General features: G+C 40.1%; 18 protein-coding genes and 1 pseudogene. 10 read left to right on the forward strand and 9 right to left on the reverse strand.

From position 1 onward, the window contains the following. The first annotated feature begins 18 nt into the window (after positions 1 to 18). Together QSJ37_RS06595 and yyaC are read left to right on the forward strand one after the other, a co-directional pair. Entirely contained in the window at positions 19 to 690 is a 672-nt protein-coding gene (locus QSJ37_RS06595) for a GNAT family N-acetyltransferase (protein WP_285754423.1), read from the forward strand. Positions 691 to 759: 69 nt separating this feature from the next. Further along, the gene (yyaC, locus tag QSJ37_RS06600; protein WP_285754424.1) at positions 760 to 1,317 is read left to right on the forward strand and encodes a spore protease YyaC; all 558 of its coding nucleotides are present in this window, start codon (positions 760 to 762) and stop codon (positions 1,315 to 1,317) included. Between the two features lie 29 nt (positions 1,318 to 1,346). Here yyaC and ptsP read toward each other — a convergent pair whose 3' ends face one another. The 4 genes from ptsP to glcT form a co-directional block, all read right to left on the reverse strand. Then, positions 1,347 to 3,068, reverse strand: coding sequence for a phosphoenolpyruvate--protein phosphotransferase (gene ptsP / locus QSJ37_RS06605; RefSeq protein ID WP_285754425.1), 1,722 nt, complete (start codon positions 3,066 to 3,068; stop codon positions 1,347 to 1,349). Then, the gene (locus QSJ37_RS06610) at positions 3,068 to 3,334 is read right to left on the reverse strand and encodes a phosphocarrier protein HPr (RefSeq protein WP_285754426.1); all 267 of its coding nucleotides are present in this window, start codon (positions 3,332 to 3,334) and stop codon (positions 3,068 to 3,070) included. The genes ptsP and QSJ37_RS06610 overlap by 1 nt, the downstream gene beginning before the upstream one ends. 98 nt (positions 3,335 to 3,432) lie before the next feature. Then, entirely contained in the window at positions 3,433 to 5,460 is a 2,028-nt protein-coding gene (ptsG, locus tag QSJ37_RS06615; RefSeq protein WP_285754427.1) for a glucose-specific PTS transporter subunit IIBC, read from the reverse strand. A gap of 267 nt (positions 5,461 to 5,727) precedes the next feature. Then, positions 5,728 to 6,585: a glucose PTS transporter transcription antiterminator GlcT gene (gene glcT / locus QSJ37_RS06620; protein ID WP_285754428.1), complete on the reverse strand. Its 858-nt coding sequence runs from the start codon at positions 6,583 to 6,585 to the stop codon at positions 5,728 to 5,730. A 176-nt stretch (positions 6,586 to 6,761) separates the two neighbouring features. Here glcT and QSJ37_RS06625 point away from each other — a divergent pair, with 176 nt between their 5' ends. The 5 genes from QSJ37_RS06625 (at position 6,762) to QSJ37_RS06645 (ending at position 9,692) form a co-directional block, all read left to right on the forward strand. Next, positions 6,762 to 7,565 carry an HAD family hydrolase gene (locus tag QSJ37_RS06625; protein WP_285754429.1) on the forward strand — a complete coding sequence of 268 codons (804 nt, stop codon included), beginning with the start codon at positions 6,762 to 6,764 and terminating at the stop codon, positions 7,563 to 7,565. 95 nt (positions 7,566 to 7,660) lie between these two features. Next, positions 7,661 to 8,425 carry an alpha/beta fold hydrolase gene (locus QSJ37_RS06630; protein ID WP_285754430.1) on the forward strand — a complete coding sequence of 255 codons (765 nt, stop codon included), beginning with the start codon at positions 7,661 to 7,663 and terminating at the stop codon, positions 8,423 to 8,425. 24 nt (positions 8,426 to 8,449) lie between these two features. Further along, entirely contained in the window at positions 8,450 to 8,578 is a 129-nt protein-coding gene (locus tag QSJ37_RS06635) for a hypothetical protein (RefSeq protein ID WP_015863252.1), read from the forward strand. Next, the gene (locus tag QSJ37_RS06640; RefSeq protein ID WP_285754431.1) at positions 8,538 to 8,969 is read left to right on the forward strand and encodes a hypothetical protein; all 432 of its coding nucleotides are present in this window, start codon (positions 8,538 to 8,540) and stop codon (positions 8,967 to 8,969) included. The genes QSJ37_RS06635 and QSJ37_RS06640 overlap by 41 nt, the downstream gene beginning before the upstream one ends. A gap of 84 nt (positions 8,970 to 9,053) precedes the next feature. Continuing rightward, positions 9,054 to 9,692: a nitroreductase family protein gene (locus QSJ37_RS06645; protein WP_285754432.1), complete on the forward strand. Its 639-nt coding sequence runs from the start codon at positions 9,054 to 9,056 to the stop codon at positions 9,690 to 9,692. A 55-nt stretch (positions 9,693 to 9,747) separates the two neighbouring features. Here QSJ37_RS06645 and QSJ37_RS06650 read toward each other — a convergent pair whose 3' ends face one another. From QSJ37_RS06650 to QSJ37_RS06665, 4 genes are all read right to left on the reverse strand, one after another. Beyond that, positions 9,748 to 10,986 carry an ATP-binding protein gene (locus tag QSJ37_RS06650; protein WP_483313589.1) on the reverse strand — a complete coding sequence of 413 codons (1,239 nt, stop codon included), beginning with the start codon at positions 10,984 to 10,986 and terminating at the stop codon, positions 9,748 to 9,750. A 123-nt stretch (positions 10,987 to 11,109) separates the two neighbouring features. Continuing rightward, complete coding sequence (locus tag QSJ37_RS06655) at positions 11,110 to 11,355, reverse strand: YueH family protein (RefSeq protein ID WP_285754434.1); 246 nt, start codon at positions 11,353 to 11,355, stop codon at positions 11,110 to 11,112. 157 nt (positions 11,356 to 11,512) lie between these two features. Then, positions 11,513 to 12,262, reverse strand: coding sequence for a glucose 1-dehydrogenase (locus QSJ37_RS06660; RefSeq protein WP_285754435.1), 750 nt, complete (start codon positions 12,260 to 12,262; stop codon positions 11,513 to 11,515). Positions 12,263 to 12,381: 119 nt separating this feature from the next. Beyond that, a complete protein-coding gene (locus tag QSJ37_RS06665; RefSeq protein ID WP_285754436.1) occupies positions 12,382 to 12,999 on the reverse strand; it encodes a hypothetical protein in 618 nt (205 codons plus the stop codon). Positions 13,000 to 13,174: 175 nt separating this feature from the next. Here QSJ37_RS06665 and QSJ37_RS06670 point away from each other — a divergent pair, with 175 nt between their 5' ends. The 3 genes from QSJ37_RS06670 (at position 13,175) to QSJ37_RS06680 (ending at position 14,451) form a co-directional block, all read left to right on the forward strand. Beyond that, on the forward strand, positions 13,175 to 13,369 hold the full coding sequence (locus tag QSJ37_RS06670; RefSeq protein WP_062677464.1) for a hypothetical protein: 195 nt from the start codon (positions 13,175 to 13,177) through the stop codon (positions 13,367 to 13,369). A gap of 179 nt (positions 13,370 to 13,548) precedes the next feature. Beyond that, on the forward strand, positions 13,549 to 14,142 hold the full coding sequence (locus tag QSJ37_RS06675) for a cell wall hydrolase (RefSeq protein WP_062677465.1): 594 nt from the start codon (positions 13,549 to 13,551) through the stop codon (positions 14,140 to 14,142). Positions 14,143 to 14,274: 132 nt separating this feature from the next. Continuing rightward, the gene (locus QSJ37_RS06680; protein WP_012749561.1) at positions 14,275 to 14,451 is read left to right on the forward strand and encodes a YkvS family protein; all 177 of its coding nucleotides are present in this window, start codon (positions 14,275 to 14,277) and stop codon (positions 14,449 to 14,451) included. 67 nt (positions 14,452 to 14,518) lie between these two features. Here the strand turns inward: QSJ37_RS06680 and queF are convergent. Further along, a pseudogene (queF, locus tag QSJ37_RS06685) lies at positions 14,519 to 14,848 on the reverse strand (preQ(1) synthase); the annotation flags it as partial. Positions 14,849 to 14,969 lie beyond the last annotated feature (121 nt).

A 14,969-nucleotide genomic window follows, 5' to 3' on the forward strand; every position in this document is an offset into this window, starting at 1 on the left:
TAAAAAAGGAGGAAAACGATGTACCGAAAAGAACTGTATGTATTTAACGGTGATGTTCCACAAAAAGCAATCATACGAAATTATACAAAAAATGATTTTTCGCAATTAATTCGCGTTCAACAAGAAAGTTTTCCCCCGCCGTTTCCATCAGAATTATGGTGGAATGAGGAGCAACTCACCAATCATGTTTCACTATTTCCTGAAGGAGCACTTTGTGTGGAAGTAGACGGTCGTATTGTCGGTTCCATGACGGGATTGCTCGTTCATTTCGACCCGAGCCACCCATCACATACGTGGGAAGAAATAACGGATGGCGGCTATATTCGCAACCATCGTCCCGACGGAAACACATTATATGTTGTCGATATTTGCGTCTCCCCTCCTTATCGAAAACTCGGGCTTGGAAAATGGCTGATGCAGTCGATGTATGAAGTTGTCGTCCGCTTGAATGTAGACCGTCTTCTCGGCGGAGGGAGAATGCCTGGTTATCATCGGCACGCTGATCGTTTATCGGCAACACAATATCTCGAAAAAGTACTGAAAGGGGAACTAAAGGACCCTGTCATTACATTTTTATTGCGTTGCGGCCGTACACCACTTCAAGTGATTGAAAACTATTTAGAAGATGAAGAGTCGCTAAATTATGCAGTGCTGATGGAATGGCGCAATCCATTCAAACATCATGGATAATTCAAGAAGGATTTACTTGCTGTCATCGCGAATAAGGAAAGGAAGAATTATGGAAAGGAACGACTTCTAATGCAGCCAATTTTCTATGATAACCCGCTAGCTCCTTTGCTTATTCGCAATTATCTTTTTTCATCTATTCCGGAATATGTTGATCACCTTGTCGTTTTATGCATTGGCAGCAATCGCATTAATGGCGACAGTCTAGGACCGTTTGTCGGAACACTTTTATCCGGTCTTTACCCAAAACATATGACTATTATTGGAAATTTAAAACGACCAGTGGATGCGACAAATATAAAAGAAATTGTAAAGCAATTCCCTGCTTCACCTTCGACATATACGCTAGCGATTGATAGTGTTGTTGGCATTTCTGACTACATTCATACCATTGTCGTCCGTAATGGAGCACTCACTCCAGGTTCTGCACTTGATAAAAACCTTCCCTCTGTCGGCGATATTAGCATTATGGGGGTAATGATGGAAGATTGTGAAAATATTGCGACACTTTCATATACAAATTTACATATCGTTTATCAAATGGCAAAAGCAATCGCTTTAGGAATTTCACTTACCGTACGGCAGCGATTTGGCTATGAATCAACATCTTCTATTCTTATAAACAATTAGCGGTGGAATGCATTCCACCGCTAATTGATTTATTCTATATGGAATGTTTGTTTCACAAACTCAACTACTTCTTCCGCTGTGCTCATCGAGAGGACGGTTTCTTTAAAGCGCGCCGCTTCTTCTTTTGATAATTTTCTCATTTGCGAACGTGCGCGCAAAATAGAAGTTGCGCTCATACTAAACTCGTCCAGCCCTAAACCGAGCAAAATCGGAATGGCGATCGCATCGCCTGCCATTTCGCCGCACATTCCAGCCCATTTTCCTTCTTTATGCGCAGCATCAATGACGTTGCTAATAAGGCGCAAAATCGCTGGATTGTACGGTTGGTAAAGATATGAAACGCGTTCGTTCATGCGGTCTGCTGCCATCGTATACTGAATTAAGTCATTGGTGCCAATGCTAAAGAAATCTACTTCTTTGGCAAATTGGTCGGCAAGCACGGCAGCAGCCGGAATTTCTACCATCATGCCGACTTCAATATCGTCAGCCACTGGTATACCCTCGCGCTGCAATTTTTCTTTTTCCTCTAAAAGAATCGCCTTCGCTTGACGGAATTCATCAAGCGTCGCAATCATCGGGAACATAATTTTCAAATTGCCATATACGCTCGCTCGCAACAAAGCGCGAAGCTGCGTGCGGAACATATCCTGCATTTCTAAGCAAAGACGGATGGCGCGAAATCCTAAAAACGGGTTCATTTCTTTTGGAAGATCTAAATATGGAAGCTCTTTATCCCCGCCGATGTCAAGTGTACGAACAACAACAGGTTTTCCTTCCATTCGTTCAAGCACTGTTTTATACGCTTCAAATTGTTCTTCCTCTGTTGGCAGTTCGGAACGGCCCATGTATAAAAATTCCGTGCGGTATAATCCGATTCCTTCGGCTCCGTTTTCGAGTACTCCTTTGACATCATCTGGTGTACCGATGTTAGCGGCTAGTTCCACATGATACCCATCGCTTGTCACTGTTTTTTCATGTACAAGTTTTGCCCATTCTGCTTTTTGCGCTTCATAGCGAGTGCGTTTTTCTTCATATTGCGCGAGCACCTCATCCGATGGATTGACAATAACCTGTCCATCCAATCCATCGATAATAACGACATCACCATTTTGAACTTCTGCTGTCACTTGTTTCGTACCGACAACAGCTGGAATTTCCATCGATCTCGCCATGATGGCAGAATGGGATGTACGTCCTCCGATATCGGTTGCAAACCCTTTTACGTATTGGCGGTTTAATTGAGCTGTATCGGATGGAGTTAAATCTTCAGCAATAATCACAACTTCTTCGGAAATAAGACTTGGATTGGAAATCGTAACTCCAAGTAAATGAGCAAGTACACGTTTCGTTACATCGCGAATATCAGCGGCGCGTTCCTTCATATACTCATTATCCATTGCTTCAAACATGGAAATAAACATCGTCGCCGTTTCGTTCAACGCGTATTCCGCGTTCACTTGCTCTGTCTTAATTTTTTCTTTGACCGGATTTAATAATTCTGGATCATTTAATACAAGCAGGTGAGCAGAAAAAATAGCAGCCTTATCTTCCCCTAATTGTTGCAAAGCATGTTGCTTGATTATTTCTAGCTCTTCTTTTGCTTTCGCCACTGCTGCTTCGAAACGTGCAACCTCTGCCTGCGGATCGGAAATAACTTTTTTCTCTACAACAAAATCAGGGGCCTCTAAGCGGTATGCCTTTGCGATGGCAATACCGCTCGATGCAGCAATTCCTTGAATGTTTTTTGTCATTATTGTGCAAGACCCTCTTTAGATAATGTTTCCGTTAATGCTGCCATTGCTTCTGCTGCATCTGCCCCTTCTACAGTAATTTTAATTTCAGCGCCTTTTGGAATTCCTAAAGACATGACGCCCATAATCGATTTTAAGTTTACCGTTTTGCCGTTGTACTCTAAATGAATGTCACTGTTGAATCTGCTCGCTGTTTGAACAAGAATCGTTGCCGGACGAGCGTGAATTCCCGATTCTGAAGTTACTGTAAACACTTTTTCAGCCATTGTCGTCATTCCCCTTTTCCTTATTTTTTCGTTTGTCATAATATCAAATAATAGTACCTACATTCAATTAAAAATCTTTAATCAGAAAATTCGCCTTGTTAACTAATTTCAACGATGCGATCTTCTCCTTTTGTTACTGCACCTTGCTTTTTGACATGAATGGTTTCATTCGGCTGCAAGTTCGTAAAAATAATTGGTGTCACAATAGAAGGAGCATTATTTTTCACATACTCTAAATCTACACTTAAAATAGGCTGGCCTTTTTTCACTTCGTCTCCTTGATTAACATGAGCTTCAAAGCCTTGACCATTCAATTTGACCGTATCAATACCAAAATGGATTAAAATTTCATGCCCACCAACAGACTCAATGCCAATCGCATGTTTTGTCGGGAATACATTCACAATTTTTCCATCAACAGGAGAAACCACTGTTCCGTCTGTTGGCACAATCGCAAAACCGTCACCCATCATTTTTTGTGAAAAGACCTGATCTGGCACTTCAGAAAGTGGAACGATTTCTCCCGAAAGCGGTGAAGCAATTGTCTCCACTTGAGTCGATTCTTTTGTTTCTTGAACCGCTGATTTTTGCGGCTCTTCCTTCACTCGTGATGGAGCGCGGCCTTCCATAATATCTTTAATTTGTCCTTTTAATATATCGGATTTTGGTCCGAAAATCGCTTGTACATTGTTTCCGACTTCCAAAACGCCCGCTGCGCCTAATGCTTTTAAGCGGTCTTTATCGACTTGTTTAATATCGTTGACTGAAACACGCAAACGTGTAATGCATGCATCTAAATGAGCAATATTTTCTTTGCCGCCAAGCGCCGCCAACACTTCATATGGAAGATCGTCCGCTTCTGCTTTTACTGTTGACTCTTCTTCTGTCGTTTTTTCACGTCCTGGTGTTGCTAAATCCCATTTGCGGATCGCAAAGCGGAATCCGAAGTAATAGATAACCGCAAACACTAATCCGACTGGAATGACAAGCCACCATGCTGTCCGGTTCGGCAATACGCCAAATAGCAAGAAGTCAATAACCCCACCGGAGAAAGTCATCCCAATTTTTACGTTTAATAAGTGCATAACCATAAAGGATAATCCCGCAAAAATCGTATGAATCGCAAATAACGCTGGTGCAACGAATAAGAAGGAAAATTCAATTGGTTCCGTAATCCCTGTTAAAAACGATGTCAAAGCGGCTGAACCCATAATACCAGCTACCACTTTTTTGTTTTCCGGACGCGCTTCATGATAAATCGCCAGCGCCGCTGCTGGAAGACCGAACATCATGAATGGGAATTTTCCTGTCATAAACGTTCCCGCAGTTAATGGCACTCCATCTTTTAACTGCTCGAAAAAGATTTTTTGGTCACCATGTACTACTTGTCCAGCTTTATTGACATATTCGCCAAATTCAAACCAGAATGGCGCGTAGAAAATATGATGCAAACCAAACGGAATTAGCGCACGCTCAATAACCCCGAAAATAAACGCAGCTAATGCCTTATTCGCATCAATCATATTATGAGAAAAAGCATTTAAACCATGTTGAATCGGAGGCCATACCCATGTCATAACAATTCCAAGCAATACCGCAGATGCCGCTGTAATAATCGGCACAAAACGTTTTCCGGCAAAAAAGCCGAGATACTGCGGCAACTCAATGTTGAAATATTTATTATACATATAAGCGGCTAATATACCGACAATAATACCGCCGAATACACCAGTTTGTAATGTCGGAATCCCCAATATATTCGCAAATGCAGGATCCGAACCGACCATATCCGGCGTAACACCTAATATCACGCTCATGGTGATATTCATAATTAAATAACCAATAATTGCAGCAAGTCCGGCAACCCCGTCACCGCCGGCTAGTCCAATCGCCACCCCAACCGCAAAGAGGAGCGAAAGGTTCGAAAACACAATGCCGCCTGCTTGTTCCATGACATTGGAAACAAGCACGATCCAATCTGCTTTTAACGCTGGGATTTTATCCGTTAAAGCCGGATTTTTTAAAGCATTACCCAAAGCAAGCAAAATCCCTGCCGCCGGTAAAATCGCCACTGGCAACATAAGCGCTTTACCGACTTTTTGCAACGTACCAAATGCTCTTTTCATTTTAATGCCCTCCTTTTCTGTATATAAGTTTTGCAACAAACGTTATGTTCATGTACAACAAATAGAAATTGTTTTGCTCTTTTCTTAAAAAAGAACATGCTAGACGTCAGACTTGTTGACAACATATAAATAAAAACGAAGGCATGAGCAAAGAAGGACAAAAATAGAACGCTTACAACAAGAGGAATAGTGACTCCTCTTGCCTGCCCTATTTTGTCTTCTTTACTCATGCCTGATCGAATCAGTAACACGTAAAGCGAGACAAATTTATTCTATTGTTTCTGTTTCCTTTTTAGCAAGTCTTTGCAGATGCATTGTCAAATATACCGCTTCTGCGTCGTCTACTGGCATTTGTAACGTTTGTTGCATCACTTTTATTAATTTCCAAGCAGTATTATAGCATAGTGGATACGCTTCTTTCAAGATTTTCGACAATTTTTTTGGTTCTTCGACTTTTTCTCCTTTTTTTATGCGTTCAATTGCGTAACGCAAATGGCGGACAAACCGCAAATAAGGAATGCTGTTGCGGTCAATCTTGATATTAAGCTGCTGTTCGACAATTTGAACGAGTTTGGTAATTAATTGTGAATGCTGATTTATTTCAGAAAGGCTTTGTTTCGAAATTGCGCTATGGATATGTAGCGCGATAAACCCAGCTTCTCCTTCCGGAAGCTCGACTCCTAATTTTCGGTTAATCATGTCGACAACTTCGCATGCAATTTCATATTCTAGCGGATATAAGCTTTTCGTTTCCACTAAAAATGGATTTTTTAAATCAAGTCCTTGTCTTAATCGCTTTAGCGTAAACGAGATATGATCAGTAAGTGCAACGTGAATATGTTCATTTAACGGAGCGTTGACTCGCTGTTTAATGTGCTGGATCACTTCGTTCATCAGCCCGATGAACTCTTCATCGAGTTCCGGCAACAATTTTTTATATTGTTCTTGTTCCCGTTCATTTTTTAAAATGAACCATTTTTCAACGGCACTTTGTTCAATATAATCCCCTTTTTTCTTTCCAAATCCAATCCCTTTTCCGAGCAATACTACTTCATCGTACGTTGGATGTGAAGCAATTAATACGTTATTATTTAACACTTTTTTTACCCGAAAGGACTCTGTCACCAAGCCCCACTCCTTTAAAATAAAACGTTTGCAATATTATCATCTTACGCAACGATCTCTCAATCGTCAATGAATAAATATGGATTTTTTCTTAACAACGAAATGTGAGTATATTCATTTTTCTCCCCCTATAATGAAAAGCATGTTACAATTGGGAAGGAAAGGTGGGAACAACATTGATTAAACTGATTGTCAGCGATTTGGACGGAACGCTGCTCGGATTGGATAACCACGTTAAAAAAGAAGATAAACTCGCCATTCAATTAGCAGTGAAACAAGGAATTGATTTTGCAATTGCATCCGGCCGAATGGATAATGAAATTTTAGAAGTGTTGCAAGAATTGGAACAAAAAGCGCATCGTATTAGTCAAAATGGTGCGTTCATTTACACAAAAACGAATTTGCCGCTTCATTCAATCGTTTTTTCCCCGCAACTAGCACAGCAAATTTATCGACAAGCAAAGGAATTAGAAGCAATTGTGCTCGTTTGCAATGAAAATACATATTTTATTGAAGAAACGAATGAAAATACAGCGGAAATAGAAAAACGTCTATTTTATGGGCTATATGAACGTCCAAACATCCTTGATTCCATCGGCAAAGATATTCATCCGTCAAAAATTACTGTATTAGCAGCAAATGAACAAATTGTCGAATTCGAACAAAAAATAACGAATCAGTTTGGCAATCACATCGATACGTTTATTTCTGAACCGGGTTGTCTTGATATTATGCCCAAAAATATTAGCAAAGGAAATGCCATTCGCACTTTAATGGAACATCTTCACCTGCAGCCTAATGAAATCGCTTGTTTCGGCGATGCGTTTAACGATATTCCAATGTTTCGTCTAACCCCTTACAGCTTTGCCATGTCTCATGCTCATCCTGATGTAAAAAAAGAAGCACAATATGTGATCAATTCAGTAAGTGAAGGGATACACATGATTCTTAAAGACATTCCTACACCAAATATGATGTAATAAGAGCTGGCTCACTAAGAAATGCCAGCTCTTTTTTCATGTTTTTCCCTATTTAGATTCATACTATGAGTAGGCGTGCAAATAGGAGGTTTACTATGCCATATATTATGGTAGAAGATGGCGTTCGTCTTTACTATGAAGAGATGGGGAGCGGTACACCAATTTTATTCATTCATCCACCTGGAATGGGTCATATCGTTTTCCGTCATCAACAATCTTTATCAAGCCACTTCCGCATCATCATGTATGATATGCGCGGCAATGGGAAAAGCAGTCCGTCGAATCGTCCGATTACGATTCCGCTGCTAGCTGATGATATTTACCGCTTACTCAATACACTTCACGTAAAGCAAGCGATTATTTGCGGCTATTCTAACGGTGGATCCATTGCTTTAGAATTTGCCTTACGCTATCCACATAAAGTAAAAAAGCTCATTTTAATTGGCGGATTTTCTGAAGTATGTACTGCTTTATTGCGTTATGAATTTTTGCTTGGCATTTATGCAGCAAAAATCGGCGCTATTTCTTTACTTGCAAACGTATTAGCCAAATCGCATGAAAAAAATAAAAAAGGACAACAAGAAATAAAACAATATGTGCGATTGGTCAATAAAAAAGATTTAGTAAACATGTACGAAAAAGGATTAACATATTCCTGTACGGAGCGCCTTCCACTGTTGCGCATGCCAATCCTTCTTATTTATGGCGCCAGAGATTACTATATGCATTCATATGAGAAGCTGTTCAGGAAAAATGTACCACATGCGAAAATCATCTATATTGAAGACGCACGCCATCAAATTCCAACCAAACATCACTGTGAATTAAACGGGATTTTGAAGACATACTGTATAACGTAAAATGGAAGAAGGGAGGAAAAAACAATGTCAAAAAAAGGGCGGCAAAATAAAGTAAGCCAAGAAGTAGCTAACCCAACCGTTTCTAAAGCAGAAGCGGAGATGGCGAAAGATAGTGTTGATACGGCAAAACAAGCGAAAAAAAATCGTTCGTGAAAGAACAAAGGAGGCACGTCATTCGCCTCCTTCATTTTTGTTACGCCGCCTGTATAGCGGCTTGCTTTCGCATGAAAATCGCCTTAATAACGGAGGGGCGCATTGCTACAAGAATTACTATACAAAAACAGTAAATAAATCAGGCAACAACAGCTTTGTCTTCAATCCAATTCCAGCAATAATCAGTGCTGCTTCACCACGGGAAACCATTCCGGCGACAACAGAAAGTAAACCATTCCAAGAAAACCTAGCGAATTTTGCTTCCAACGCAGCACCGGCCAGTTTTGTTAATACGGCCAAGCACTTAATGCATTATTATCCAAATATGCCAGGGTACGCCAAAAAATTCGACGGCTCCCACGATAAAAAAATTGACAAAAACAAAAGATAAATTTACGATGATAACAAACTATTTTAGTTACAAAAAGTTAGTTAATTATTCTTTTAAATCACATAATAAAATGGAGGGAATAGTATGGGGAATGCCATTAATACACCTGCAAAAGACTTTTTTACTGTCATTAACGAACGTCAATCTGTACGAAAATACGATCCAAATGTTTCTATAAGTAAAGAAGAATTGCGAGAAATCATTGAATTGGCGGGAAAAGCACCGTCAGCATGGAATTTGCAGCACTGGCATTTTGTTATTATTCATGGAAAAGAAGCGCAACAACGTTTATATCCAATTGCCTATCACCAACAACAAATTGTCGACGCTTCTGCTGTCATTGCCGTATTAGGTGATTTAGAAGCAAATAGAAACATCGATGCAGTATATGATCCGTTAGTAAATGAAGGGGTAATGTCCGCAGAAATAAAAGAAAGAATTGCACAACAAATTGAAGCAGCGTACAAAAATAAAGAATACGTTCGTGACGCAGCATTTAGCAATGCCTCGCTTGCAGCCATGCAGCTTATGCTAGCTGCGACGGCAAAAGGATGGGGAACTTGCCCAATCGGCGGTTTTAACGCTGAACAATTTAAACAAGAGTTTCATATTTCTGACCGCTATATTCCAGTTATGCTCATTACAATCGGAAAAAGCATCGCCCCTGCCCGCCGTACAACACGGTTGCCTATTGAAGCAATTACTACTTGGGTAGAACGATAATTCGGACACCTGCTTTGTTCAGCAGAAATGAAAAAAGATGGCCGATGTCGTTTGGTCATCTTTTTTCATAAGCTGGAAAAGACAAATGCACGGTTGTCCCTTTGCCGACTTCGCTCTCTATTTCGATCGTTCCTTTATGTTCCTGTACAATCTTCGTGCTTGTTGTCAATCCAAGTCCCATTCCCTTTTCTTTTAACGTAAAAAACGGTTCACCTATTTTTTGAAGCCGTTCTTTGGAAATACCGACACCTGTATCAGAAATCGTAATGTGGATTGTTTGATTTTCCTTCCATACCCGCAGATGAATCGCTCCCCCATCCGGCATTGCTTCAATGGAGTTTTTCATAATATTAATAAAAACTTGAATAATTTGGTTTTTATCCCCATAAATACATGCTTGTGGCATGGTGTTTTCTAACGATATATAAACATTGTTTAATGTTGCTTCATGTCCAATTAAATTGACCACATATCCAATCACATCGCTAAGAAAAAACGGTTTATAATCATGGCTTTGCGGTTTCGCCAACACTAAAAGCTCACTAACAATTTGATTAATCCGCTCCAATTCACTCAATATAATGTTAATATATGTGTCGTTCACTTGCCGGGTTTCTTGCATGACTTGTATAAACCCCTTCATCGATGTTAATGGGTTGCGAATTTCGTGGGCGATCCCTGCGGCAAGTTCTCCTAACACAGATAACTTTTCTTTTTTTAGAAGCAATGCTTCCGCCAGCTTTTGCTGGGTAATATCGCGGCCAATCGTTAGCAATCCTTTTCGTGCTCCGTTTTCCTCAAAAATCGGAACTTTAATTACATCAAATGTTTTGGTTTCACCATCAGGAGTTTGAAATGATTCTTCACTGCGTGTTAATGTTCCTTTTTCCCAAGTTTTTTTATCCGATTCGATACAGCCCTGAAATGCCTCTTTAAAAAACGGAACGATTTCACTAAGTTCGCGATCTGTTTTCCCTTTATACTCCACGTTCTCTAAATGGTAAAGCCGTCGTCCAAAATCGTTTACGCGCAGCCAACGGCCTTCACTATCCTTAAAACAAACAAAATCAGGCATAGAGTTAATCAACGTAGAAAGCTGTTGCTCATTCTCTGCCGTTTTTTGCAACTGTTCGCTCTTTTTTAACATCTTATAAAGAAAAATAGCAGAAAGAAGAATAAAAACTCCGCCTTTTGCCGTACCAATCATTAAATACATATCGCGGTGAAAATGAAAGAAATGAAGTATGATATCGGTTACTATAATCCAACATACGCTAAATAAAAAATAAAACATAATGATCTTCGATTTTGTGAACACGTATCATCGAACTCCTAACTTGCAAATTATATTGAAAAAGCGGCGAAGCTAAAAAGCGCCCCACCGCCTTTTCATCCGCTGTGGTTTTCCCGCAATCGTTTACATTTCGCGCGCCCAATATAACAGTTTATTTGCAAGCATTTCTATATGTTCTTTCGGAGCTGCTTTTGCCAATGATGATACTAACCGTGCTTTTAATGTTTCTGTTTCTTCTTCATAGCGGATCAAAAATGACCACTCAAGATCAGGAATAGCTACCACAATATATTCTTCTTTTTTATTTTCGTAAATGTAAACATTTGTGGGCGTCCGTTCATCGAATAATACTGCTTTGCGAATTTTCATCGTGATACCCCGTCCTTTACAGCATCTTACATTTCGTATATTTTAACAAATCAATGTCCAACGTTCAATTTAAATCGATTTACACTTTTTTCTTAGACATGGATATCTATGCTTATTATTAATTAAACAAAAGGTTAAATGGATATTTATGTAAATTTCACTCAACATAAATCATCTTTCTCGTCATTCCACCGTCAATGACAATATTAGCCCCTGTAATAAAATCATTTTCATCATCGCACAAATAAAGACAAGCGCGAGCAATGTCTTCCGGCTTGCCGACACGCCCGGCTGGATGCTGCGTATGATCAATTTCCCGCAGCTGTTCATAATCCCCTGTTTCAATCCATCCCGGGCTGATGGCGTTCACACGAATACGATCATCGGCAAGCGAAACGGCTAAAGCATGGGTCAGTGATAAAATTCCGCCTTTCGAGGCAGCGTACGCTTCCGAATTTGGCTCAGACATAAGCGCCCTTGTTGACGCAATGTTTACAATCGCTCCGCCTGTTTTATTTTTGCGCATATATTTCGCGGCTTCGCGTGATCCAAAAAAGACGCTTCGCAAGTTTGTATTCAACACATCATCCCATTCTTCCACCGTTAATTCATATGGAGATTTCCATCTTGACACACCCGCATTATTAATTAAATAATGCAAACAACCATACGTTTCAAACGTTACTTTCATAAGACGCGCTATTTCATCTATTTTTCGAACATCGGTTGGAACAAAACGAGTTTCGAGTCCTTTTTCCCTCAACACTAAAGCGAGTTTCTCTCCTGCTTCTTCCGCAATATCAGCAATCACGACATTCGCTCCTTTTTCTGCAAACATCGTAACAATGGACTTTCCAATTCCATTTGCTCCTCCAGTTACGATAACCACTTTTCTTGAAAAATTCATCGTTTTTCAGCCTTTCTCTTCGTTTTTTTCTAACAAAAGTATACCATCAAAACTGTTTATAGTTATCTATTTTCTTCATCAAAAAAAGACCGCAGTAACATAGCGGTCTTTTTGGATGTTTACCGATATGGAACATAAGGAGCTGGGAAAAATGGACTGTATGGCGCCGCTCCACCGTAGTAAGGAGCTGGTGTATAATACGCTGTCGGCCCTGGCATTATTGGACCGCACATAGGAAATGGAACGGTTGGAGCCATCCCTGCGACCGGAAACATTGGAGACGGTGCAAACGTTCCTTGAGTCAGCATGGTCATTGGTGCAACAGAATCAGGATCTTCACTCATTGGATCTGTATCCCCCATCGTCGGATTCGGTGCATTTTCCATCCCAAGCGGCATCGTTTGTGGTGCCATATCCGGGTCATCAAAACCGGCATCTGCAAACGGTGTCATTCCCCCTACCATCGGATACGGACAGCACCAGGTCACAGGAGGACAGCCACACATTGACGGAAAAGGATAGACAGCAATTGGCATTGGTGCAACAGGCATTTGCGCAGCAGGCATTTGTACAGGTGGCATTGGCACATTTGGCATTTGTGCAGCTGGCATTTGTACATTTTGCGGTACATTGTTTTCTGGCCACTGCATGTTGTTCTCTACTCTTTCTTCTTCATTATGATTATGGCCCTGTTCATAAAAAAATGGATCATCCTTATACGAATTCCAGTGACTCATATTCCTCTCCCCTTCATTTTTTTCATTAAGGTATGATTATGATACATACCCATCCATATTTTATGTGGAAACAAGCAAAGGGTGTTTGCCTTAAAAAAAATGGGTATTTATCCTAAAACACTATTGCGGTACCATAATATTTGTGACAACATTCATCGGTTGAGGTGAACAAACGGTGGATGAAAAATTAGCCGCTAAACTTCTCGATGAATTGCGCAATGGAACAATTTCAGAACTACTAGTAAAAAAAGAAGATTTTCTCACGTTTCGCAACGTTCTTGTAAAACAAAACGATTTTAAACATTTCCGTGGCATTGCTCAGCGAGGAGGAGACGTCATTTACCATTATCTCGAAAAACCTCGAAGCTAATCAATTAACGCCGATTTTCCAGTGCGAAAATCGGCGTTTTTTCTGTGCCGAAAAAATTTCCATACCCCCTATGAAACTAGCAATATCAACGGAAAACGCAATTTTCCAACATTTAGATGATGATAGAATCAAAAATCCTTGTTACTCTAGTAGCGAGTTAACAAGAAGGAGGGAATTTTATGAAAAAGATAAGGAAGTGGATGCTAGCATCCATTTTTTGTAGTGCATTTTTATTTGGAGGCCATGCTGCTAGTGCAGCTACAACTCATACAGTAAAACCTGGAGAAACGCTTTGGAACATTGCAAAACAATACGGCGTGCCATTAAAACAGCTACAAAAACAAAATGATAAGTATACAGATCTATTATTTCCTGGTGAAAAGTTAGTTATTCCTAAAACAACGATTTCTGCAAGTGAAAAAGATTTATTAGCCCGTCTCGTTCACGCAGAAGCAAAAGGGGAACCATATGCAGGAAAAGTAGCCGTAGCAACTGTCGTGTTGAATCGAGTCGATCATCCTGATTTCCCAAATACGATTCGCGATGTTATTTATGAGCGCTCTGGCGGCCATTATGCATTCACGCCGGTACAAAATGGAACGATTAATCAACCGGCAGACCGTGAATCACGTCGCGCCGTTGAAGAAGCACTTGCTTTTCGCGGTTTAGGAAATGGTTCAGTGTACTTTTATAATCCAAAAACGGCGAAAAGCAAATGGCTGCGCTCTAAGCAAGTCACCATTGTCATTGGAAATCACGTATTTGCCAAGTAAGAAAGGAGCTTTGTCACAAGCTCCTTTCTTTATTAAGAAATGATAAAAAAGAGACAAAGCCCCTTTACTTAAAAAAGAAAATAAGGCAAACTATAACAAACACAGTAAATAAATAAAAAAAGGAGAATGAATATGAAAAAAGCAAAAGTTGGCGACATTATCGAGTTTAAAAATGGATTGCGCGGAATCGTTGAAAAAGTCAATGAAAATTCTGTCATCGTTGATTTAACGTATATGGAAAATTATAGAGAATTGGATTTACAAGAACGGACCGTCGTCAATCATAAAAATTACAAAATTATTGAGTAAAAACGAAAACAGAGGCTGTTCTTTCACTTAGAACAGCCTCTGACTGTTTTATATAAAGATGCGCATTTTAGCGGTTATCCACTTTTTCCGGATATAAATCATGGTTCATTAAACGATATTCCGCCATTTTTTCATACTTCGTTCCTGGACGTCCCCAGTTGCAATACGGATCGATCGAAATGCCGCCGCGCGGTGTAAATTTCCCCCATACTTCAATGTAGCGCGGCTCCATCACTTTAATTAAATCGTTCATAATAATATTGACGCAATCCTCATGGAAATCGCCGTGGTTGCGGAAGCTGAATAAATACAGCTTCAGCGATTTGCTTTCGACGCATTTTTTATCGGGAATGTAGCTAATGTAAATCGTCGCGAAGTCCGGTTGTCCGGTTTTTGGCCTCTGTTTTAACAAACAGGTGGACTATATCTTATTCTTATTCAACTGCGATATTGAATAAGAACCCTTGCGCTTCCACCATAATGATGTATATTACATCATCATGGTGTACTCTACTCTC

The organism is Parageobacillus sp. G301, from assembly GCF_030268025.1.
GTDB lineage: Bacteria > Bacillota > Bacilli > Bacillales > Anoxybacillaceae > Parageobacillus_B > Parageobacillus_B toebii.